Annotated in this window: 20 protein-coding genes; 6 read left to right on the top strand and 14 right to left on the bottom strand. The window is 59.6% G+C overall.

The genetic code is table 11. The features are described from left to right. Window positions 1-142 precede the first annotated feature (142 nt). Window positions 143-280 (bottom strand): DUF7837 family putative zinc-binding protein, encoded by a 138-nt coding sequence (locus EI982_RS19200; protein WP_443984581.1) that lies wholly within the window; start codon window positions 278-280, stop codon window positions 143-145. Window positions 281-673: 393 nt separating this feature from the next. Here EI982_RS19200 and EI982_RS01105 point away from each other — a divergent pair, with 393 nt between their 5' ends. Next, on the top strand, window positions 674-2086 hold the full coding sequence (locus EI982_RS01105; RefSeq protein ID WP_157687734.1) for a DEAD/DEAH box helicase family protein: 1413 nt from the start codon (window positions 674-676) through the stop codon (window positions 2084-2086). Continuing rightward, the gene (locus tag EI982_RS01100; protein ID WP_157687733.1) at window positions 2073-3431 is read left to right on the top strand and encodes a DUF790 family protein; all 1359 of its coding nucleotides are present in this window, start codon (window positions 2073-2075) and stop codon (window positions 3429-3431) included. Before EI982_RS01105 ends, EI982_RS01100 begins: the two co-directional genes overlap by 14 nt. A 36-nt stretch (window positions 3432-3467) precedes the next feature. Here EI982_RS01100 and EI982_RS01095 read toward each other — a convergent pair whose 3' ends face one another. After that, complete coding sequence (locus EI982_RS01095) at window positions 3468-3932, bottom strand: IS1096 element passenger TnpR family protein (protein ID WP_123124644.1); 465 nt, start codon at window positions 3930-3932, stop codon at window positions 3468-3470. Window positions 3933-4331: 399 nt separating this feature from the next. Here EI982_RS01095 and EI982_RS01090 point away from each other — a divergent pair, with 399 nt between their 5' ends. After that, window positions 4332-5168, top strand: coding sequence for a hypothetical protein (locus EI982_RS01090; RefSeq protein ID WP_148040787.1), 837 nt, complete (start codon window positions 4332-4334; stop codon window positions 5166-5168). A 48-nt stretch (window positions 5169-5216) separates the two neighbouring features. Here the strand turns inward: EI982_RS01090 and EI982_RS19065 are convergent, their stop codons facing one another. The 7 genes from EI982_RS19065 to EI982_RS01055 all read right to left on the bottom strand — a co-directional run bounded on the left by EI982_RS19065 (window position 5217) and on the right by EI982_RS01055 (window position 14073). Beyond that, on the bottom strand, window positions 5217-5594 hold the full coding sequence (locus EI982_RS19065; RefSeq protein ID WP_123124647.1) for an HNH endonuclease: 378 nt from the start codon (window positions 5592-5594) through the stop codon (window positions 5217-5219). Window positions 5595-5600: 6 nt separating this feature from the next. After that, window positions 5601-6356 carry a DNA-binding protein gene (locus EI982_RS01080; RefSeq protein WP_332908342.1) on the bottom strand — a complete coding sequence of 252 codons (756 nt, stop codon included), beginning with the start codon at window positions 6354-6356 and terminating at the stop codon, window positions 5601-5603. Further along, complete coding sequence (locus EI982_RS01075; RefSeq protein WP_123124648.1) at window positions 6325-7410, bottom strand: replication factor A; 1086 nt, start codon at window positions 7408-7410, stop codon at window positions 6325-6327. The genes EI982_RS01080 and EI982_RS01075 overlap by 32 nt, the downstream gene beginning before the upstream one ends. Before the next feature lie 436 nt (window positions 7411-7846). Beyond that, entirely contained in the window at window positions 7847-9445 is a 1599-nt protein-coding gene (locus EI982_RS01070) for an AAA family ATPase (protein WP_199710301.1), read from the bottom strand. A gap of 313 nt (window positions 9446-9758) precedes the next feature. Then, window positions 9759-11435: a transposase gene (locus tag EI982_RS01065; protein ID WP_123124701.1), complete on the bottom strand. Its 1677-nt coding sequence runs from the start codon at window positions 11433-11435 to the stop codon at window positions 9759-9761. 170 nt (window positions 11436-11605) lie between these two features. Next, entirely contained in the window at window positions 11606-12667 is a 1062-nt protein-coding gene (locus EI982_RS01060) for an enolase-like domain-containing protein (protein WP_089767361.1), read from the bottom strand. A 113-nt stretch (window positions 12668-12780) separates the two neighbouring features. After that, on the bottom strand, window positions 12781-14073 hold the full coding sequence (locus tag EI982_RS01055; RefSeq protein ID WP_089767360.1) for a hypothetical protein: 1293 nt from the start codon (window positions 14071-14073) through the stop codon (window positions 12781-12783). Between the two features lie 468 nt (window positions 14074-14541). Here EI982_RS01055 and EI982_RS01050 point away from each other — a divergent pair, with 468 nt between their 5' ends. After that, window positions 14542-14928, top strand: coding sequence for a DUF7475 family protein (locus EI982_RS01050; RefSeq protein ID WP_089767471.1), 387 nt, complete (start codon window positions 14542-14544; stop codon window positions 14926-14928). Window positions 14929-15004: 76 nt separating this feature from the next. Here EI982_RS01050 and EI982_RS01045 read toward each other — a convergent pair whose 3' ends face one another. Continuing rightward, on the bottom strand, window positions 15005-15460 hold the full coding sequence (locus tag EI982_RS01045) for a ferritin-like domain-containing protein (RefSeq protein ID WP_058984753.1): 456 nt from the start codon (window positions 15458-15460) through the stop codon (window positions 15005-15007). A gap of 343 nt (window positions 15461-15803) precedes the next feature. Then, window positions 15804-19115, bottom strand: a complete 3312-nt coding sequence (locus EI982_RS01040) for an efflux RND transporter permease subunit (protein ID WP_217635363.1) — start codon at window positions 19113-19115, stop codon at window positions 15804-15806. 245 nt (window positions 19116-19360) lie between these two features. Here EI982_RS01040 and EI982_RS01035 point away from each other — a divergent pair, with 245 nt between their 5' ends. Beyond that, window positions 19361-20032 carry a helix-turn-helix domain-containing protein gene (locus EI982_RS01035; RefSeq protein ID WP_199710322.1) on the top strand — a complete coding sequence of 224 codons (672 nt, stop codon included), beginning with the start codon at window positions 19361-19363 and terminating at the stop codon, window positions 20030-20032. Window positions 20033-20084: 52 nt separating this feature from the next. On the opposite strand, the gene EI982_RS01030 is transcribed toward EI982_RS01035, so the two are convergent. The 3 genes from EI982_RS01030 to EI982_RS01020 are packed head-to-tail and all read right to left on the bottom strand — an operon-like array spanning window position 20085 to window position 22912. Continuing rightward, entirely contained in the window at window positions 20085-20738 is a 654-nt protein-coding gene (locus EI982_RS01030) for a hypothetical protein (RefSeq protein WP_123124703.1), read from the bottom strand. Between the two features lie 27 nt (window positions 20739-20765). Next, entirely contained in the window at window positions 20766-22685 is a 1920-nt protein-coding gene (locus tag EI982_RS01025; protein ID WP_123124704.1) for a heavy metal translocating P-type ATPase, read from the bottom strand. 11 nt (window positions 22686-22696) lie between these two features. Beyond that, window positions 22697-22912: a heavy-metal-associated domain-containing protein gene (locus EI982_RS01020; protein WP_123124705.1), complete on the bottom strand. Its 216-nt coding sequence runs from the start codon at window positions 22910-22912 to the stop codon at window positions 22697-22699. A 185-nt stretch (window positions 22913-23097) separates the two neighbouring features. Here EI982_RS01020 and EI982_RS01015 point away from each other — a divergent pair, with 185 nt between their 5' ends. Then, window positions 23098-23619: an ArsR/SmtB family transcription factor gene (locus EI982_RS01015; protein WP_123124706.1), complete on the top strand. Its 522-nt coding sequence runs from the start codon at window positions 23098-23100 to the stop codon at window positions 23617-23619. Window positions 23620-23642 lie beyond the last annotated feature (23 nt).

Below are 23642 nucleotides of genomic sequence, written 5' to 3'. Positions count from 1 at the left end.
ACCGAGCGATATCACTACAATCGCATTCGGGACAGGAGTCCTGGAGCTCATCTAAACTGGTCCCGCAAGATCGACACTCGAACAGTACTGTTGTATCAGGTGAGCTCGGAGACAGCCGCTTTAGGACTCGTAACATAGAGACTCACTGTGGGTCAACGACATCCCGGCACTCGGGACATTCAGCCCAGACACCGCCCGCATACTCTATCAGAGTATGACGGGACAGAATCTCACAACCGCAATGCGGGCAGTCGCCGAGGTGCGGGTCCTGAGTGCTCATATGAGTGTGAAGCGTGTGACTGAGGGACGCAATTCCCTCTGCTTCTCTCTAAGGGGACAGGCCCACATATACCTCAGTGAACCAAAGTGAAAGTGGAAGCAGAGGTTAGTCTACTTGAGGTAAAGCCTGCCGTCTGAGAGATTGTCGTCGTCAAATCAATCTGGTGAGCGTTGCTCGCCCAACCGTTCACGTACGTATATACGAGAGTATCTTGATATCCTCCCCGTCCTGAAGGCGAACTTTTAGCCTTGCAACTTCGATAATTGGCGATTGACAGAGCACTAGTTTCGAACGAAGAGTATGAAGCACCGAAGCCGCCACGTCGAGTCACAGGAACCACTCAAACGCGACCCACAGATTGAATCCGACCGGTCGCATGCATCTACATAGCGAATGCGGATCGAATTCGACGACGGAACCCTCCTGCTCCGTGACGCGCCCGAGAATGTGCCCTACGCGGAGTGGGACGACCGCGTCGACGAGCATCGCACACAGGCATATCGATATCGAGCCCTCCTCGAATGGGCCGGCACATGGACGGGCAGCGACGACCAAGCCACGCTCCGCGATGGATTCGGTCGGTCCTGCGAGGATGCTGCTCGGGCCTACCCCGACCTGGAGCTTACGCCGGCGCTCCACATCGAACCGCGCGACTACCAACAGGCCGCCCTCGACGCCTGGATCGACCACGACCGGCGAGGGAGCGTCGTGCTCCCCACGGGCAGCGGGAAAACCTTCCTCGGGCTGCAGGCCATCGCTGACGCCGGCGTGAGTGCGCTCGTCATGGCGCCGACAATCGACCTGATGAACCAGTGGCACGCCACGCTCACCAACGCCTTCGGCGACCAACTTACAGAGTCGGTCGGCGTCCTCGGTGGCGGTAGCCACGACGTCACCGCGATCACAGTCACCACCTACGATAGCGCCTATCGCTACGTCAACGAATACGGCGACCAGTTTGGGTTGCTCGTCGTCGACGAGGAACACCACTTGCCAGCCCCGACCTACCGGCAGATCCCCGAGATGATGATCGCGCCGTATCGCCTCGGGTTGACTGCAACGTATGAGCGGCCCGACGGCAAGCACGAACTCCTCGAGGACCTCCTCGGCCCGGTCGTCTACCGTGAGGACGTCGACGAACTCGCCGGCGAATACCTTAGTGAGTACGAGACGATCCACATGTCTGTCGAGCTCACTGTTGATGAGCGCCAACAGTACGACGAGGAGTACCAGATCTATCGCGACTACGTCGACAGTCACGAGTTCGACCTCTGGAAAGAGGAAGGTTATGCGGAGTTTCTTAAGCGCACGTCCTACGACCCGCAAGGCCGGCGGGCACTTATCGCCAAGCAACGCGCCGAACGAATCGCCCGCACCGCCGAGAAGAAACTCGACACGCTCGACAATCTCATCAAGCGCCATCACGACGACCGCGCCATCATTTTCACCGCCAACAACGACTTCGCCTACGACATCTCCCAGGAGTTCATCGTCCCATGCATCACCCACCAGACGAAGACGGACGAACGCACCGAGATCCTTGAGCGGTTCCGCACGGGCGAGTACTCGATGCTCGTGACTTCCCAGGTCCTCGACGAGGGGATCGACGTCCCGGCGGCAAACGTCGGGATCATTCTCTCGGGGAGCGCCTCGAAACGCCAGTACGCACAACGGCTCGGGCGGATCCTCCGACCGACGGACGACCGCCAGCCCGCCCGTCTCTACGAAATCATCACCGAGGAGACGATGGAGACCTACGTCTCCCAGCGACGCCGGGAGGGGGTGACAACTAATGCTGACGGCTGACCTCGCACGCTCGCGAACGACCGACGAGATGACTACGCCGCTGTTCATCGATCCTGATGAGGAGCGCTACCGAAAGACCGCTCGGGAATTGCTCCAGTTGTTCGAGGCCCATCTCGGCGAACCAAAAGGCGATCTTGAGGACGCGATTGACGAGTTGACTGTCGCGGATACGGACTACAAGATCGTTCAGGGCCTCGCAAAGCTCCTCAAAGACGAGTGCGAATTCGAGGTCGTGGCCTCCGTCGAACCGCGCGAGATCCGCCAGCAACTCTTCGAGAAAGCTAACGAGCGCTATCCGATCGTCCGCCAGCCCACCCTCGGCGAGGACACACAGAAACTGGAGGTGTACAGCGCGGTCGCCGACGACCTCGGACTGTCGCTCGAAGAGTGTTATCGCGGGATGTACGCCGATCTCGAGGACAACAAGCGACTCGTCCGAATCGGGACGCGGACGGCCGACCAGTGCGCCAGTGATGATGATGCATCGACGTCGACGACCAACCTGACCGGCAGCAGCGACGCGGAGTACGAACACACGGATCTCACCGTGGACTGGTTGTTGACCCGGTACAACCTCGCGCTGGCCCAAGCGGTGCTCTACGATGCGACGGAGATGCGAATTCGCGTCTGGGATCACTTCGGGACGGTGTTCAGCTACGTGAAGCTGTTCGGGTTGATGCACCGGATCTATCCGATCGACGCCGACGGTGAACGCGTCCCGAGTACCGACCAGGCCGCCGGCTACGAGGCCGTGCTGGACGGGCCCGCGTCGCTGTTCTCCCAATCGCAGAAGTACGGGATTCGCATGGCGAACTTCCTGCCGGCGTTGCCCCTCTGTGATCGGTGGGAGATGACCGCGACGATTCTCGTCGACGAGACGACCGGCGAGACTCGACAGTTCGCGCTCGACCACACGGAGGACCTCGATTCGCACTACAGTGCTGGCGACCAGTTCGATAGCGATGTCGAGCGGACGCTCGCCCGGAAGTGGGAGCGAGCGAATACGGAGTGGGAACTTGTCCGAGAAGACGACGTCTTCGATCTCGGTGCCGAAGTCATGATCCCCGACTTCGCGATCGAACATCCGGATGGACGACGAGCAATCTTCGAAATCGTGGGCTTCTGGACACCCGAGTACCTCAACGAGAAGCTGGCGAAAATTCGGGGGGCCGATCTCGACCACCTGCTTGTCGCAGTTTCGGAGCGATTAGAGTGCTCAGCGGACGACTTTGAGGGGGTGAGTGACCGCGTTCTCTGGTTCAAATCAGGGATTCACGTCTACGATGTGGTGGAGTTGGCAGAGGCGCACGCCATCGACGGACGCGCCCCTGATCACCGACACTGACCGGGGCCGCTTCGCCCCAGATATTCCTCAGGATGACTACCAGCCTTCGCTGGGTGGCGGATACTGCTCGACAGGCTCGCCTTTCTCTTTCGCGACTTCCGGCTCTGTATCGCTGGTTCCGCCCTCGTTGATCTCCTTGAGGATGGCATAGAAGCGCCATTCGTCACCGTAGTCGAAGAGGTAGCAGATCCGGTCGCGTTCGTCCAAGTCCAACTGACGGGCCATCTGACCGACTGTCGTCTCGCCCGCGTCATACTCCTCACCACCGCGCAACATTCCGTCTGGGGATTGTTCGATCTCTCCAGGGCGCTTGTACTGGACGTCGCTGTCCCAGTAGTCTTGGTCAGTTCCGAAGAACCAGAGGTGGTCCTGGTTCAGTCCGACCGCGCAGTTGAGCACCGACTGGAACTCGTCCAGGGTTCGGTCCGCCCCGACGATGATGTCCCGCCACAGCGACCGGGGATCGTGCTCGTACTTGACGCGGAAACGGTAGGTCGCCATGTTTGTGGAGTTCTTTTGTATCGACGATCAGAACCTGTGGGGAATGAATAAGAATGTTCACTACTCCGAGCCCGAAGTCGCGTCGTTCACCAGGGATGAACTACAGTCGAACATAGAGGATTTCGAGAAAATTTTCGAGGTGGTTCATTGTGACGACTGTGAATCTTGGCGAAGTGAGACTGATACCGGAATTGAGTGCGATTGTTCGATATTATTGAAATCATAGATATATCCTCAGTGGTGGAGAGCAGTCGGGACTTCCCAGAAAAATATACTTCGTACATCTATGGTAAAATTCTGGAGTGATTATGGGTAAAACCGCAAGACTGCAGACCTAAATTCCCACAACTGCTCTCGGCAGTCAGTATATTTGGGGAATTTGACGAGTACGAGGCCCCCGTGCTCTGGTTTATATACAAGTACGAAGGAAGGGATGCGTGTAGAACGAAAATGACTGCACCCTCCAATGGGAACGGGTCTCCATTCGACACCGCCCCAGACGCACCCTCCAGCGAACCAAAGTACTCGCCGGTCTCCGTCTCCGCGCTCCACGCCGCAGTCGGGCAGCGTGGCCTCCCGCCCGAATACCTTCCGCTCTCTGTCCGTGCCCTTGACGAACTCCAGCTCGCGCTCTCAGCCGCGCAGAAGGGGAACTTCCTCACACACCGGCTCATCGAACAGGCAGACCGCTCGAAGTATCTCGATGTCCAACGCTACAGCCCGAGTGATGGCGACGGTGACGAACCAGTCGGCTCCAAACTCGACGCGGTGGACGACGGCGACGTGGGCAATCTATCAGCCGGTCGCGGCCCCGCCCACTTCGACGACATTCTCTTCCTAAGCGGACCGTACGTGCGAACGCTCCTCGAGAATGCACTGGGATACGCCGTCCCCGAATTTGTCGGGCCAATTGACCGTTACACACTCACACCGTGGGCCGAGCCGTCGCAACCACCAGTGGAAGACATCCGAATCGAGGTCGTCCCCACCGGCTCCGAACCTGGGCCCGAGGAGAAGCTCATCGCTGGCATCGACACCGATGCCGTTCGCGCTGAACTCGTTAGAGTCGTCATCGACGCTTTCAGCATCTACAGCAGTGAACCCGGATTCATGCATACGATTGACTCTGTCTCCAGTCCGACACTCGCCGTCCGTGCAGCTCCCCACGACGACCTCGTGATGGAAGAACCGGGGCCGTACTCGGCGCCGATCCCCGGCGCGATCAGGCACAATTAATCCGATTTGACCGGGTAGGTGAGCGGAGACAGACTCATCCGCCCATGACTACCGAATCACACGCCTGAGAATGCGGAGAGCCACTCTGCCAACTACTCGGAGGACTCGCAGGGCATTGTGTTCGCCCTCATCGTACTGACTACCAGTCAGATGGCCGTGGATACCGTCGTGACAGTACTGACAGACCGTCACGAGGTTCGCCAGATGATGCCCCCCGCCGTCACGGAGTGAGATTAGGTGGTGCGCGTGGAGAGTCGCCCCGCCGTCGCCGGCGTGAGGTCCACTCCGCAACCCACAATCCTGGCAGGTGTAGTTATCGCGTTCGTAGACGGCCTGCCGGCGAGCGTCCCAGTCAGGCGGATACTTCCCGTCGTGACTGCTGGGATCGTCGTATTTCGAGTTGATTCCGGAACTACGCCCAAACATCACTCGTTAGTCCTCGATCAATGTTTCCTGTTCCGGCTCTTCGCCGTCGACGTCGTCACCCTTGGCTTCGGCTTCCTCGAGACGCTCCTCGATCGTCTCCGCATCGAGCTCCGTCGCAGATTCGTCACCATCGAGGAGGTTCTGGAGCGCGAACGCCGCGACATGCGCGAAGTACGACCCATCATGGCCGTACTGTTCGCGAGCGAGTGCGGCTACCTTCGGGGAGGTCTCCCGCGCCGACTCGACACGCTCGAGTGTTCGCCGCGCTGCCTCGAATACCCAGATGTCGCGCGTACTGATGTCGACGACACCGATGTCCTCGGGGACAAGTGAGACATTAATCGTTCCGTCGTCGGTCTTGTACGTCCGGGGCTTGCCGATGACCGCGAGGAACTCGGGTGGCTGAATCTTCTTTAATTTCTTGAGTGCCTCATGCTGGTACTGCCCGGCGTACACCCAGAACGTCCCAGTCGGGTCGACGACACGCACTCGAAGGTACTCCTGGTCGTCGGTTCCGACATCCTCGACGTCCGTGACCGTTCCCATGACACACACTCGGTTCGCTCGCACTCCGGTAGGGAGTGCAACGTAAACCGGGGCACGCTCGTCTTGTGAGGTCTTGAACGTGTATGTCGCTTCGTTCAGCTCGGCGGCAAAGACGTGCTTCGCCACCTCGCGGTCTGGGACAGTCGTCCCCTGCTGTGATTGAGAGTCGCTTGTTGCCATCTTTTCAGTCGCCTCCAAGACCGCCCGCGTGTGCATCATACGAGCGCGGGAGGTCTTCGATAGACGCAGCCGTGAGCCCCGGCCCATCGTAGTTGTATTCTGCGAGCAGTTCCACGACTGCTTCTTCGTAGCCATCCGAGAACGCTCTCTCCGGAGTCTCTTCGACTTCTTCGATGAGGAGATACCGCCCGAGCAGGGGCCCTTCGACGGTGAAACGCCGCCCGATCAGAATGTCAGTGAAGCGGTCGGAGACGACGGTGAAATCCAGCGCGTCGGCCGCGAGCTCCTTGGCCTCCTCCAAGTCGATCCCCGTGACCTCCTCGGTGACGCCATGAGTGAACAGGCATTCCTGGGCCGTGTGCCCATCGTCGATGACCGCTTTGATACGCAGATCGAACTCGCCGTCGACGGCGCCGTGTTCGCTGCACTCACCGCCCGTGACGACGCGAGTGCAATCGGAAGCCGAGCACCGCTTGATGAGTCCAGACAGACCTTGGATCGCGACAAAGAATCCCGCGTGCGTCGTAATCATCGTCCCGACATCGGTCACGACTTCCGCGCTATCGTGCGCGTGCTCGGTGATCTCGCTACGCGAGTTGATTTTCACCGAGTAGGAGCCTTCGTACTCCTCAACGACGACGTCTTTGAACGTGTAGGTCGTGTCTTCCTCGATGTCTGGTGGGTCCGACTTTGCCCACGCGGTAAACTTGAGCCGTCCGCTCTCATCGCCGATGAGGCCGACCTGGTGGATAGACTCGTGCTGCGGTTCCCAGAGTTCGACGACCTTCGCGCGAATTGTGACCCACTCGTTATCGGTGGTACACTCAGCAAGAGGGAGAGGATCGTCGGTCGTTCCCCGTTCACTATCGCGTTGAGCCGCCCAGAACGCGTCAGTGTCGATGCCCACCTCTTTGAGAACGTGGCCTCGAACACTCTCGAACGCCTGGGTCCTCGGCACTCGATACGTGTTGACGTAGGAGTCGAAGAGCGTCGCGAGCGCGTCGATGTCATACTCATCAGCGCAGTCATCCGGCAGATGGGGAGCCAACTGCTCATGGAGTGACTGCGCGTCTTCTCGGAGGGTGCTCATGTGATCTACGGCCTGAACTACGCTTTCTGGTAGTATAAAGAAATCCAGCAAATTTGAGTGTCAGCGCTGTTTTTTGGGCCGATACCCCCGGAATCCCGCCACTCTTCAACACGTCACCTTACCGGCGTGTCGCCACCAACTGAAACAACGTCCAGACACGGATGGAGGTGTGAATGTAGATGCAAAATACACTCCAATAGCGGGGTGTCCCACCTTCGACTGCCGTCTCGCAGTCGAGAACAGGTCAACCCTCTACCGCAACCGCTCGATACACAGCACCGCGAGGGGGAATGAGTGCGTCACTGCTGTCCTACGTAACAATCTGTACGACTACAATACAAAGCGTAACGTAGGGAAATTCGCGATGTCACGTTCGCGCTGTGAGGTCCGGGCAGTACGGGATGAAGTGGAGAGGACCGATGGGTAAGAAGCGCTTCTACTGGTAGCCGATGGCCGAGTCGTCGGACCCGCCGTCATCATCTGCCTTCGAACGGACGGCGACATCCCGATCTCGAGGGTCGTCCTCGTCGTTATCCCCGTCGTCGACGGTCGGGAGATCGTCCGTCTCGGGTTCCAACTCTGTCGCTATTACTTGGAGGTCCTCAGTCGATGGGAAGTCGTCACGAGTCAAAACGCGAGCATCGCGGTCAGCCGCGTTCCGTCGGGCCTCGTCGACGAGGTCAGCGAGATCCGCTCCCGTCATCCCAGCCGTATGCGTCGCGAGATTCGCGTACTCTGCATCCGAGAGCGACGACGGCACATCGGTCAAGTGCGTCCGGAGGATGGCGGTACGGGCTTCCTCGTCCGGGAGGCCAATCTCAAAGTGTGCAGCCAACCGTCCCGGTCGAAGGATCGCCCGGTCGATATCACCCGGTCGGTTCGTCGCCGCAACCACGATAGCCTCACGGTCCTCGTGAGTGAGCTGCGCGAGAAATTCGCTGGTCACCTTCCGGTCCTCAGCATGCGAACCCTTCCCTGAGTATTCGCGCGCTCCGAACAGGTGTTCGGCTTCGTCGAGGAAGATGACACACGGCCCAATCTGTTTTGCCTCGTCAAACAGCGTCTTGACCCGGTCAGTGCTCTCGTTGATCCACATCGACGTCACGTCCGCTGGAGAGAGCTCGACGAACGGGACAGTGAGTTCGCCAGCAAGCGCTCTCGCGAACATCGTCTTTCCCGTTCCCGGCGGGCCATACAACATGATGCCGCTCTCAGGTTCGACACTGAACCGCGAGAAGCGGTCATCCCCATCGCGATGCGCCAGGAGGGGATCGAGAACACGGCGTTCGAGATCGGCCTTCACCTCATCGTAGCCTCCGATGTCGGTGAATCGCTGCGGCGGGTGCTGCCAGTCGTACGTCAGGTTCCGCAATTTGGCCTTGGACAGGCTACTCCCGGTCGAGGAATGAGTTCCCGGCGGCCCATCGATGGATACATCCTCGGCGACGACAGCATCGTTGGCGTTGTGACTGCTCGGGCTCCGATCCCCATTCGCGTTCACGGTCGTGTTCCGGGTCAGGGAGTAGGTAGTTGGGCCGGAGGGGATTCGTTCTCGCTCACGCTCTTTCTCTTGGTTGTTTCGCCCTTTGTCTGTCACCGTGATCACAATGTACGTCCCGACGAAGATAGCGAGTGCGTTCCCCACGGCAAACGGAATATTGAGCGCGTCCGAAAAGTCAGAAACCGGCATGTTCAGGAGGAAAACGTTCACACCCCCGAGCAAGAATACCGTGATGATGAACAGCAGTCCACTCACCCCGATCGAGGGGAGCAGCGGTCGCCCGAGGAACCAGAACGCTGCGAATATAGGGATGGACAGCGGGCCGTACACCGCGAGTCCCCCGAGGCCCGTCCAGAAAGGGTCGAGGACGGCTGGTGCGACCATCCACCCCCCTGCCATCACGACAGCTGCGACGAGCGAGGCTTCGATGAGGCGGCCACGCCGACCGTACGTAGGGAACCGGTCGTCCATTCGGACGAATCCGTAGACAAGGTCGGCAGCGAGGTAGGCGATTGTCGCAGCGAGTAGGGACATGTGTCGATTCCGGTATTGTCTTGATTTGTTGAGATGAGGCGATCGATTGTCGATTCAGCGTTTTTCGTGAGAAGATACCTGTGAACCGCGCGAAATCCGCAGTCGTTCAGAGTGAGTTAGGTGGGAAGTTGAGACTACAGCGGGATTAGCGGGGCTGTGATGCGTGGTTTCGGCCGAATCGATGACCAGAAACTGATTCAGATCGCTTTCTGGCCGGACGTTATAGTTGGATAGTCAACTCATCCGGGATGTTTCCGAGACCGCGGGTAGTGTAGCCACTCAGACATCGCGCTACCACGGTTAGATATCTTCGCTATCCGATGCCGGTTTCCTTCTTCAACAGCGTAAGCGTGTTGTCGGCCGTTACGATCGGCGAATGTTCATACTCACCGGTCAACTCGACCTGTACCAGCAAATCAACAGCGCGCCAGATCGAGTACAGCAGACACGCAAACGCGAAGTAAAAGAAGCGAAGCCCAAAATCCTTCGACGTCGTCGCCGCCATGAACCGTTTGATCGACCTGTACCCACTCTCGATCTCCCAGCGATAGCCGTACTCCGTGAGGTGACCACTCCCGCAATTCGTCATGAACACCGAATATTGTCGATGGTCGTCGTGCTCTGAGTCTTCTTTTCGACGATAGATTAGCGTCGTCTCGTGCCACTCATTCTTCCCGAGATGTAGTTTGCGGTCAGTCTCGTACCGATCCTGGTCCCGCTGGAGCAATCGCTTCGCCTGGGCTTTCTCGCTGGTCTGCATCCGCTTGGGCACGACATACGACAAGCCACGCTGGCTGAGCATCTCTAGGACGTGCTGACTGTCGAACTCCCGATCCATCAGCACGTTATCGACGTGTACCATCTCCTCAGCAGAATCCAAGAGGTCCTTGACGATTTCTAGGCGGGACTCTCCCTTCTGAACTGGCCGCACGTCCAGTACAATCGGAACTGCATTACCAACTAACTGGATGGTAGCCCACTGGTAGGCGTACTCGTCGGTCTTCTCTTTCGTGCCGATGATCTCGTCTTCATAGCCCGTTCTATCACCGGTGAACGGGTCAGCTTCGGTGATGTCAATAGCGACGATGCCAGCTCGAAAGAATTGCTCCGTCTCCGCGACTTCGCTTAGGAGCCTGTTGACGGCCTGTCGGTACATCTTGCGGATCCCTGATACTGAAAGATCACGAATATGCTCTCGGTGGGCGTGGCCCAACGGCGTCCGATCCCGAGTCGATTCGTAGACGAAACTGCGAGCCCCTTCATTAGCAGCCAATCTCTCGCGAAGCCCCAGGTACGTCTGTAAGTCCCAGTAGGCGTTCTCGTGGATTTCACAGCCGTCCCCACGATCCAGCGAAAGCGCCGGGAAGACGATACGGCTGACATGCTCCGTGATCGTTTCCGCTTCGTTGAGGACAGCTTGATCCTCTAGCTCTAATTCGTCCTCTTCCGCATCGTGAGACGGAAGACGCCGCTCTGGTTCGCGTGGAACAGCGACATCCGCGTTCTGAGCTTTGACAAGGATAGTGCGCGCGGCTGTCTCGACTGTACTGCGAAACTCGTCAGGAAACCGTTTGTGCCAACTACGCCACAGCGTCGATTGGTCCGGCACTGTCTCCAGATCCAGTTGGTCGCAGAGTGCTGGACGGCACTCGAGATACTCGATCAGTGCGGTTTCGTGGGCCCATCCGTGGAGCTCTTTCAGCAAGAATACACGAAAGAGCGTGTCCATCTCGTAGTGAGTCGACCCCCCGTAGCGGTCGTGCGTACCGAATTCGAAATACGCCAGCGGAAGTGCACAAACGAAGTTCTCGATCGACTCATGGCGGTCGTGTCTGAACCAGGTCTGCGAGACGATTCTGATATCTGATTCCAGCCCGTCGAGCGAGCTTCGCTCGTACAGCGGCGTCGAATCGTATACAGGCCACTGAGTGTATGATTGCCGGGCAATTCTCCGAAAGACTGCTCGCCGAGAATCACGAGTCTGAGACACTACGAAACACTGGACAGGACTCGCTCAAGAACTCATCTGACTGGTCAGTACAGAGAACTTACGTACCGTTCGGTTTGCTGGATTACTCGATACAAGAACGCCGTGAAAGATATAGAGTGAGGTAAATGCGCTCTACCGGTACGCGGCTGAACTCTTCGACACGTTGCCCGCTACTCAAATTCGAGTTGCTTCCACTCCATCCCGGTCGGGGCCTCGGGTGGTTCGAGGGGACTTGAGATCAGGTCCGCTCTAATCGTTGGCTTGTTGTACGCCCGCGGCGCGACATCATTTGGTCCATCAGGGTAGAACAGTGATGCGAGCAATTGGATATGCCCGCGTCCGACACAGAGCTCGCACTGCCCGCCGCCGTACATACTGATATCCTGCTCTGCACAGTACTCGATAGTCTCGAGAAGCGACCGGACGGTTCCGAATCGCGAGGGGACGATACGACACCAGCTCGGCTCGAACGGCGCGTCACGGATGTCGGCTGTGCTGCGGACAGACGCACCCAACGAGAGACGATCCGAATTCGCCGCGAGCAGGTCGTGTACATCGTCGGAGACGACAGGATCTGCTACGATGGCATCGGGGAGCGTCTCGAAAACCCGGCGATAGAACTCGGGATTCGGTGCTTGACTGTCGCCGTCTCCGCCGGACTGGCCGTTCAAATCGAGTACGCGGACTGCGTCGGTCTCCGCGAGTCTCGCGAAGGTGTCCGCGGTCCATTCATCCGTCGGCTCAAGCGCGAACTCGCATGTGGGGTTGACTGCGAGTATCCCTTCGACTCGAGTCGTATCCCCATCCGGGACTGGAGTACTGACAACGAATCGAACCGGTGAGCGCTCCCGACCGAAGCGTGACGCCAGTGTCGTGTCGTTTTGTTTGAGGGCCAGGTCGAGTGCGGCACTTTCGAGTGCCCAGCGTCGATACGCCCGCGAGGCCTCGCGCTTGGGTGACTTCGTCGGAAAGAGGTCGACGGCTTCGAGCGATTGTGAGAACTCATCGAACGTATATTCGCCTGCAAAATCGAACGGTAGTGTATCTGGCAACGCTTCGTGGTCGACAGCCTCGTGAGTGATGTCTTCGCCAGCGCCGAATTCATCTTCCGCCAGCAGGACGAACGTTGAAGTGACGCGAGTCGTTTCGCCCACCATCTCTCGACGACGACTGGTCCGGTCCGAACCCGATATTGTCAACGGGAGGTCCGCAATGCAATCGTACAGCGTCATGTTTCAGTCCAGTGGGTACACACAGGGGTCGGATCAGCTCCCATGCTATCATGGTTGGATACCCTCCCGGATGAACGTGACGAGTGGCCGTGGTAGGCCTGCTGTTCCATGTATCAGACCCTCGTATCGGTAGTCGTCTCGGATTCAGTCCGGAGAGCCCAACGCAAGCGGAACGCCTGTGCCAGTTCATAGAGCCACAGGATGACAAGAGCGGTGTATCCGGGACCGAAGAAATACGCCGACCACGACTGATCCTGGTAGAAGAAGCCGACGCCAACCACCAAGATTGCGATGTTCCACACCCAGACCATCCACGTCGAGATCACCGACGGGATGACTCCATCTGGGAGGGGATCAGACGCATCAACGGAGGTACTGCCCCCCAACCCCCCTTCGCTCAGGGCAGGGAGATTCCGAAAGTAGAGCAGCAAGCCGGCGAGTGCGATCGGGAGCGCCCATCCTACGAAGAAGAAGTGGAGTGCGCCGTCTTCGATATACGCCGGATTCACCCACTCGACGCCGAAGAGTACGAACGGTGCGAATCCCGCCGGCCCGAGCATCCAGAACTGGGCTACCAGAACTGACAACGCGATACCCGATCGGGAGTCTGTCGATCGATACGTCTGGACGAGGTTGTACAGGTACAGTGCAAATCCCGTCGCGAAGAGGACCAACCCGGTCGCCGTGACTGTCCGCCCCATCCCGACCCAGGGGCCGGTAATCAGCGGAAAGATGCCGGCGACGAAGAACCACGCCGAGTAGTCCCGTAACCTCTCACTGTAGAGATCGGTACCAAGCAGGCGGGGAAAGAGGTCGTAGAGCGTGCCGATGGCCGCGAGCCCGAGAAAGCCCCACGCGTTAGCGTGGACGTGCGCTTCGCGCAAGCCGAGCCAGCCGCCGGGAACCTGCCAGACGTGGGCAAACAGGCCGTACGCGTACGTGATCCCCCACAGGAACACGAAGACTGACACCAGATACAGTCCAGTCGTCGCGTTCCACGCCAGATCGCTTTGCATAACCATCCGCAACATCACTATCAGCAACCCGGCGACGAGGAGCCAGATCGCGATGAGTCCGCCATCGAACGCCCACGTGTGACCCCATCCACGCCCGTACCACAGCAGGAGAAATCCACCGTTCAATCCGACGAAGTTCAGCCAGTCGTAGTACTTCGAGGGCAGTGGACGCTCGAGTTTTCGAGCCGTAAGCTGGGGGAGCATTCCGAATAGGAGCTGCGTGAAGCCGCCGATCGTCACGAAGTGAATGTGACTCCACGAAACCCAGCCGACCCGCGGGACGAGATTGAACTGCTCGAGGCCGTGATAGACAGCTAATACGAGACCGGCGAGTAGGAACAGCGCACCTGCGAGGTGAAAGGGAGTGAACCGAATCGGGTGGCGTGCCATAGTTACATATACGGAGGCAGGCCCGAAAGGGATTCCTACGGATATCATAGAGTATATCGAATATATTCGTACTTAGTTGGCGTCTCGTGGTCGGATACGCTGAGACAATTCAGAGACTACACTTTTTCAGCGATATCCTTCCCTCAATTCACCTAATAACTATGTCGATGGCCAGTTGTTGTCTTCGGGGTACTGCTTCTGTGGTTGCCCGTACGTCAGGGTCGCGCTCGTTGGATTTCGCTCTTGGCACTCGTCGGACTTCTCATGCACCAGTATCCTCTCGGAGATCTATCTCAATCTACCACCAGTACTGGTTCTGATCGGGGCGGCTTCTATTGTAGTGGCGACGGCGCTGTTCGCACTGGAACTCGTACGGATGGACATCGACCCGCCGATGTCCCTGTAATTTGAGGATGTGGCGAAAATGTTCGAGGTAGAGTATAATTGCTCGCAGTATGTTTAATGCCCATGGGACAAACAGTTAGCAGCTACACCGAGACAGACTCACTTACCACAACCCACTGGCTTGCGATATTGCTCGTCCTGATAACGGGAGTTATCCACGTGTACGCCGGATTTGTCGAAGGACGGATTCCCGTTTCGCTCGCAGGAGTCGGGTTCCTCGGTGCCGCCGTATTGTTCCTCTTAGACTATCGGCGATCTCTTCTCTATATAGTTGGGATCGTCTATACGGCAGTTCAGTTCCCACTCTGGTACGTAGCGAATGCCGGCGAATTCACGACGCTCGGGTATGTGGATAAAATACTCCAAGGGGCGCTCATCGTCGTGCTCACGTACCTCTACTGGAGAGCACGAAAGACTAACAAAATGGATCGTGAAGCAACTGCCGCTTGAGTACTCGGACCGGTTACATTCCCGCCCATTTCGTGTTGGACGATATTGTGCGCGTTACGCTCCCTGACGAGGGAGATCAGTCGTCTTGATACTCCTTTTCGAAGCCCCGGAATTCGGTTCGGTGGGCTTCCTCATCGGCGAGAATTGTCACGGCGAGATCTTCGGTGACCGGATCGTCAGCGTCCTCAGCAGCATCGATGATCGACCGATATGTCTCGATAGCGTCCTCTTCAGCGTCGAGGACACCTCGGATTACCGAAAGCACGTCGGTCGAATCCTCGGGGGGTTGCAGCGAGTCCTGCCGAGCGGTAAACTCTGCCGAGCTGGGCGGTCGGGCATCCAGTTGCTTGAGACGGTTGCCAAGTTGCTGGGCGTGGGTCAGTTCCTCTTGGATGTCTTGCTGGAGGCTCTGCTTGATCTCTTCGGCACGAACTCCGTCCAGAACGATCGCGTTCGTCTGGTAGTTCATCACTGTCTCCATCTCGTCCCCGTAGGCCTTCTGAAGCAGGTCGATGACGCGGTCTGAAGTCATACAAGTTACACTACCATCCAAGCGCCGATATATCCACCGCCGCACCTGTTCGCTCCAACCGTGCTTGAAGAGTACGTAACCACAGATCGCATCCTCTTCGACCAGGTTTCCCCTTTCAGTAGTTGAGTACAGTATGTCGCAGACGGTATTCGAGAGGGAGATTAACGAGTGTCGGGACGCATACCTGCAACCTCAGCTATGTGTTGCTGATTGGGTTGCGGATGAAGAAGGACCACCGCACAGGTAAACGACATTCGGAAGAACAACACGAAAAATCCCTGCCGGCCAAGAGCGTAATCCGCGAGCGACTGGAAACCGTTGACGTCGAGTGATACTACCGGACTCAGTCCCCTTTGAGCCAAGCACGGCGAAGACGTGCGACTTCTTTGGGAGTGATATCGTCACGCTCGATAGCGACCTCGATGTCCGCGGCAGTGACTGCACCACGCTCAAGCACGCGTTGGAAGATATCCTCAACGACAGTGGCCGTCTCGTCTCCACCGACCGACCATCGGCAGTCACTGCTTTCGACGGTCCCCTCAAACGTGACTACATCGCCATCCGCTGCTTCCGCGGGGAGTTCGACCGTGTACTCGAGGCTCGCGTCGACCACCGAATCAGCGATGTTCCAGTACACTGTGATGGTTCCGTCATCCCGGTCTACGGCAACTGGTTCGGGAGAGAGGTCGATATTGCCGATCTCGCCATCGACTGATTCCCTGAGTATCATCCGATCGCGAACGTTCCGGAGCGAGACAGTCACTGGAACCACCTGGTCGGGGGAGAGGTAGGAGCGGTGAACCGTTCGCGTCACGTCAGCCTTGCCTTCAGCTGTGCTATCGGGTGATTCTGTCGCCGTACCGGTGGTGGATTCCCTCAGTCCGGAATCTCGATTCACCACCCGTGCCCAGACGACGAGCAAGCTCGGGAGGACGAACACGCTGGCGAGGAACGCGAACACGATCGTCAGCGCGGTGATGAGGCCGAACGACTGCAGGAACGGGAGGATCGCGACGAGCAGCACAGCGAACCCGCTGGCGGTCGTCGCCGCACTCGAGAGTAACGCACCGCCGGTCCCGGTGACGGTCTCGTGGAGCGCCGCGGCAACCGTCTCAGCCCCGGCTAGCTCCTGGTTGAATCGCTCGCTAATGTGGAGGCTGTAGTCGACGCCGAGCCCGATCGTGAGCCCGGTGATCATGCCGGTGACGATGTTGAACGGGATGTCCAGCAGCGCCATCGTCCCGAGCACCCACGTCAGGGTGAACGCAACGGGGACGATCGTGACGACGCCGAGTGATGCGCTCCCCTCGGTGAGCCGGTAAGCGACCGCGAGGACGACGACGACCGAGAGCAGCGCGACGACGAGACTCAGGAGCGCCGTCTCCGCGAGTTGGTCGGCCGTGATCTGGTTAACGATCACGTCGCCGGTCGCGATGACGGAAACGCCCTCCCCGTCGGCGTCGTCGGCAACCCACCCCATCTGGTCGTGGACGACGTCGTCGTCGACGCCACTGTCGACGGTCACGACCATCCGGACAGCCCGATACTCGCCGTCCTCCCTGTGGACGACGTCGGCCGCTTCCTCGGGTGCCACCCGATACAGTTCGTCGTAGACGGCAGTCACGTTCTCGTCAGGGACGCCGTCGCCGTCGGTGTCGGCTGCCGCTAGCGTCCGGTTGAACGACGCGTTGTCCGCCGCGACGCGGTCCATCACCGTGATCGGGTCGGTCACCGCGGGCTCTCCGTCGGCGTACGTCTCCGTCGCCGACATGTCGCTCGCGTTCGTGCGTGCGGCGTCGAGCCGGTCGAGTGTCACGGGATCAGTCACGTCGCCCCTGACGAGTATCGTGGCTGTGGTGTCCTGTCTGACGAAGTCACGGTCGAGCGTGTCGATCGCCCTCTCTGCCGTGTACGTCCCGGGCGCGATCGGATCGGGGAGGTCTTTCAACCAGTCGTCGGGATCTTCCGCGAGGAAATCCGACTGCTCGAAGCTCGCGTCGATACCTGTCGCCCCGTACGCACCCGTCGCGCTGACGAGGAGCGCGACGGCGATGACGACGTAGGGGGCCTTCGTCGCGAGCGTCGCCCCCGTACCTAGGACGCGACTGACCGGCCCGCCACCCGTTCCGACAGCTGGTTTCAGGCGGTCGATCCCACGGCGTTCGAGGAGCTCGTCGAGTTCGACTTTCAGCGCCGGAACGAGCAGGCCGAAGACGAGCAGCGTGGCCACGATGCCGATAGCGCTGACGACGCCGAGTTCGCGGAACACCCCGAGCGGGCTCGTAAGGTTCGAGAGGAAGCCGATGACTGTCGTCGTGGTGACGTAGACGAGTGCGACACCGACGCTCCCGAGTGCGACAGCCATCGCGCGACTGGGCGACGTCTCGCTCGACTCGCGAGCCTCCCGATAACGCATCACGACGTGGAGGCCGTAGTCGATAGAGAGGCCGATCAACAGGACGAGGACGACGATGAACGGCTGGCTGAACGCGATGTCGAACCACCCCATCGCACCGAACGTCCACACGAGCACGAGCGCGATCCCCAGGAGACCGAGCAGGATGTCCAGCAGGTCCCGGTAGACGACCACGAGAACGAGCAAGACGAACGCGATCGCCAGTGGACCGACCAGGAGGACGCTGTCGATCATCGAGTCCGTGATCTCCGTCGAGACGACACCGTCACCGTAGACCAGGACGGCCATCGAGTCGTCGTCCGGCGCCAGGTCCGTCATCGTGGCCTGTGCGTCCTCGATCTCCTCGGGTGCGTCACCGGGTGCGAACGATCCGCCTGCGGACTCGTGGGTCACGACGAGCAGAGTCGCGTTCGTCTCCGTCGATCCCGGCTCGTAGTAGTCGGGCATGAAGGCAAGCGCGCGTGCCGACCGGTCCGATTCACTGGAAAGTACGTCCGCGACGAGAGCCTCGACTTCGGAGTCGTTTAGCGACCGGAGTTCCTCGATCTGCGTCTCGAGAGTTGGGTCGAGGCTCTCCAGCTCGTTTCTGTCCTCGGCGAGCGTTGCGTACTCGTCCGCGAGAATCTGTTTCGTGACGTTCCCCGTACTCTCACCGGTCTCGTCTTGCGCGCGTCGCTCCTCGACAGCGTCCGCGAACAGCCGGTAGTCCGCCTCGGTGAGGGTCACCGACGTGTTGGCGTCGACGGCCTCGAACGCGGGGCGAACACTCGCGTTCGGGTTGTTCGCGAGCGAATCGATGGCCTCCGCAAGGCTCGCCTCTGTCCTGGTTAATTCACGTTCGCGGGTCTGGAGCTCGGCGGCCCGGTCTTCCCGGATCGAGGTGGTCGCGACGAGGTTCGCGACGCTTCGCGTGGAGTCGTTCTCGACGAGGGTCTCGTTGACTGTTTCGTTGGTCTCGAGCGCCCGTTCGTATTCGAGAATAGAAACGAGGGTGTCCTTATCGAGGACGTTGTCGTCCCGGACGATGACCTGTGCTGAGGTCGTATCCGTCGACCCGCTCGAGAAGTTCGCGTCGACGTAATCGAGCGCATCGGCTTCGTCGGCGTCGGTCTGGAACTGGTCGAGGGACGTCGATCGGTCGACCATCGGCACTCCGGCGGCGACCACCGCGGACGCGACGACCATGACCGCAATAACGAGCCGAGCATTGTCCGTGATCCACTCGCTCACGTCGACCATTACTGAACATACACCCCCAGTTTCGACGGCGTGGACGAGGTACGATCCACCGTAACCGCCCCGTTGAGCGTGACGCAGGCCAGCGATCTGGCGACAGAAATCTGGACATCGGGAAATTTCGCTCCCGGGCTGCTAGCCACGCGTTCGCGGAGTTCCGACATTACATGTCCGTACACGCCTCGGCTGGTTAGTGATCAGCGCGAGAAATTGAGGCGCACCCTAACATATTCGTATAACTCGGTATAATGAGCGAAATAGTAGGTACGCTACAGACGATGCCACACGCGAAACTTTCCATAGATATCCCCGACCATACCTGGATCGGAGATCTCTCGGCTGCTCATCCGGAGGTGGTGTTTCAAGTCGTCACGAGTATTCCTGGCGAAGGGACCGGTATCGGGCTTGTCAGGCTCAAGACCGCTGACCCACTTCCACTCATTACCGACATTCAATCCCGTGACGACATCGAGGACCTCGAGCTACTCTGGAAGCACGAAGACGAGGCGCTCCTCCAGATAAAGACGGTGAACCCACTTCCACTTCTCCCGGTCCTGCGAGCCGGTGTTCCACTCAGAATGCCCTTCGATATTCAGAACGGTGTCGCTACGTGGGAGGTGACGACATCGACGAGGCGGCTCTCGAGTCTCGGCGATCACCTCGAGGATTTAGGCATCGGCTTCACGATCGAATCTGTTCGCGAAATCGACGCGAGCCAAGCAGACCAGTTGCTCACGGACCGACAGCAAGAGGTGCTTCTGGCTGCTGTCGAAGCAGGCTACTACCGGACACCACGGGAATCGACATTAGGCGAGGTGGCTGCGGCACTCGACATCGCGAACGCGACGTGTAGCGACGTGTTGCACCGAGCGGAGGGCCACATCATCCACTGGTTCGTCGAGGAGCATATGGAAGTGTGATAGCCCGACGGCGAAATCCTGGCCGACTGTCGTACCGTGGTTGACGCCGTGTCTAGACGGGTTCTACAGTGAACAGCGAGTCGTCCGCCAGGACGACTTGGACGCGGCGATGCCATGCGTCAGCGAAGGCCTCCCGTTGCTGGTCACTGGCTGACCCATCGAGGATCCCCTGGAGATTCCCGATTGCCGGTCCCCCGTCAGGGACGTCTCCGACGTGGTACGTTACGGCGACGGTATCGTCCGTATCGGTTCGTCGGAAACGGAACGTCGGGTCCGGCGTCTCCGAGTCGAACGCGTCGAAACGCAGGAGATCACGGCGCCCACCGTAGCCGCCGGCGAGTCCACCGAAGCCGTCGTCTTCGGTCGCACCGGTCACAAACGAGATGATGCGACTCATCACGCCGTACGCGGCATCGTCTCGCGGACCGGCCGCCTGCACCTCGATCTCGCTCCGGACCGGATGCTCGTCGGCGTACAGCGCGTCGAGGCCGAGCTGGACGATCCGGTAAGCGCCCGAGGCTGTCGGGCAGGAGTGTCCCGCCTCTTTCACCGCGTCTCTGTAGGTGATGACGAACGGATCGCCCGGTTCAAGGACGCCGAGAGCTTCCGCGACAGGGTCGCGAATCTCGATCGGGGCAACGTCGTAGTTGACCTGCCAGTTCGTGCTATGCTCGGTTCCGTCGGTCGCAGTCGAATCTGTTGTCATGCGTGTAATGGAGTTCGTGTCCAGTAGTCAGTAGCGAAGCAGTCGCATCCCGTTTAGGATGACTGCGAGGACGCTAGCTTCGTGGACCAGCATCCCAGCGGCGAGGGTGACGTAGCTGGTCAGCACGCCTGCGAGGAGGACGATTACGGTCAGCACCGCGAGCCCGACGTTCTCGAGGACGTTCCAGCGCGTCGCTTTGCTCAGTTTGACCGCGTAGGGGATGCGTTCGAGGTCGTCGGCCATCAGCGCCATGTCGGCGGTCTCGATGGCGGTGTCCGTCCCGGCGGCACCCATCGCGATGCCGACGTCGGCAGTTGCTAACGATGGTGCGTCGTTGATACCGTCGCCGACCATTGCGACGACGTGGCCGTCGGTCTGAAGCTCCTCGATAGTGGACTGCTTATCCTCGGGGAGCAGCTCGGCGCGGTAGTCGTCGATGCCGACCTCCTCGGCGACGGCGGCGGCCGTCCGCTCGTTGTCGCCGGTCAGCATCACCGTCTCGATGCCGGCGTCCTGAAGCGCCGCAACGACGCCAGGAGCGGCCTCCCGGAGTTCGTCCCGCAGCGCGATTGCGCCGATGATGTCCCCATCTCGGATGACGTGGACGACCGTTTCGCCGCGCTCCTCACGCTCGCGGACGTAGTCGGCGATCCGACTGGGGACGTCGATGTCGCGGTCGTCCAGCAGTGCGCGGTTGCCGACGACAACTTCGTGGCCATCGGTATGGGCGATAACGCCCTTACCAGCGACCACGTCGAAATCGTCCGGATCGGAAATCGACTGGAGGCTGGCGTCCGTATTGTCCGCCTGGGCGACCGTCGCCCCACCGTCCGTCGCAGCAGTCGGGCGCTCGCGGGCCGTGTCGACGATGGCGTCGGCGAGGTGGTGTTCGCTCTTCTTCTCGGCGGTCGCCGCGAGCGAGAGGACCTCGTCATCAACAACGCCGAACCCCTCGACGTCGGCGACGGTGCTCTCGCCCTTCGTGAGCGTCCCCGTTTTGTCGAAGGCGACGAGGTCGATCTTGCCAGCGCGTTCGAGGTGTTCGCCGCCCTTCATCAGGACGCCCGAACGGGCGGCGTTGCCGATGGCCGAGACGATGCTGACCGGCGGCCCGATGACTAGCGCGCCCGGACAGCCGATGACCAACAGGGTCAGCGACAGGATCGCGTTCTGCGTGATTGCATACGCGCCAATTGCTAACGCGATGACGGCTGGGGTGTAGTACTTCGCGAACCGGTCGATGAGACTCTCCGTGGGCGACTGGGCCTCTTGGGCCTCCTCGACGCGACGGATGATACGTTCGAGCGTCGTGTCCGAGCCCGCACCCGTCGTCCGGATTTCTAGTGCGCCCTCCTGGTTGACCGTCCCGGCGTAGACCTCGTCGCCGTCAGCCTTGTGGACGGGCGCACTCTCGCCGGTGACCGGCGCCTGGTTGACTGCACTCTCGCCGTCGACGACGTCACCGTCGACCGGAATCTTTCCGCCCGGCTTTACGACGACGACTTCGCCCTCTTCGACCTCACGGGCGGGAATCTCCTGGAGTTCCCCGTCGCGCCGGACGGTCGCCGTGTCGGGCGTCATCTCCAGCAGCTCTTGGAGTGCCGTCCGAGTCTTCCGCATGGTCCGCCCCTCGAGGTAGCTGCCGAGGCTGAACAGGAAGATGACGGCTGCGGCCTCCCAGTACTCTCCGATGACGATGGCACCGATGGCGGCCAGCGTCACCAGCGTCTTGATGCCGAGTGTCCGGTTGGTGACCTCGTGGTAGGCGGTTTTAGCGATGTCGTAGCCGCCGACGATCGCCACGAGGATCAAGATCGCAGCGCTCGCCGTGTCGAAGGCCGAAACGTAGCCGAGCGTCCAGCCGCCGGCGTACAGCAGGCCACTCACCGCGACGATGATGGCCTGCCGGTGTTTGCGATAGTACTGTTTGACTGATTGGGTATCCATGGCTTTTCTCCTCAGGTGGGCTGGGGCGTGTAGCCCTGGTTCTCGATCGTCTGTTCGAACGTGGCGGGATCGGCGACGTTGTCGTCGTACTCAATCTCGACCCGGCCAGTCGCGTAGTGAACTTCAACATTTTCGACGCCGTCCTGATTCGCGAGGGCGCGTTCGACGGTGCTTGCACAGCTCGGACAATCGAAGTCCATCACGCGGAGTTGCGTTGTTTCGCTCATCACAGTTCTACGTAGTGCCCATACCCTCTAAAGTATTTTTTAGATGATATGTTTGAATATGGATACGGAGTGTTTGAACGGACAAACGAGTCATCTAGAGCTATGACAGGCCTCCGAGGTGGGCATCAGGTGGAGTCCGTGCGATGGTCGCCACTACTTAGCCTGTACACGCTCTCGGTCCATATATGAGCACATCTGATGCCGAGCACGAACTCGAGGATATCGCCGTTCGAGATACGGGGGTCTCCGATGCGATCGATGAACCGATGCGAGCGATGATTCTCGATATTCTTGCTGACGAGACGCTGACGGCGAGCGACGTACACGAGCGCCTCGCCGACCGCGGAATCGACCGAACAGAAAACACCGTGCGCCACCACATCAACGAGCTCCGGGACGCGGGCCTCGTCGATGTCGTCCGGTTCGAGGAGGGGCGCGGTGGGACGACGAAATACTACGGGGCGAACACGATCGTCCTCTCGTACTCACTACCAGATTCGGCCGACTCCGCCGTTGAGGAGATGATCGACGCTATCCAGCCCCAGATTACGGATGCCCTCACCACGCTCACGGACGAGTACGACGACGAAATCGAGGACATTGTCACGGATATGCAGCCCTGCGAGCATTGCCGAACCCAGAAGTACGAAACGCACGTTCTTCTGACTGTCTTGCGACGTGCATTCGTTCGTGGTCACCGAGAATGACACTCAAAAACTAACGACGGCTA

It is taken from the genome of Haloplanus salinarum (genome assembly GCF_009762275.1).
GTDB lineage: Archaea > Halobacteriota > Halobacteria > Halobacteriales > Haloferacaceae > Haloplanus > Haloplanus salinarum.
This window is presented reverse-complemented; position numbering and strand designations above follow the sequence as displayed.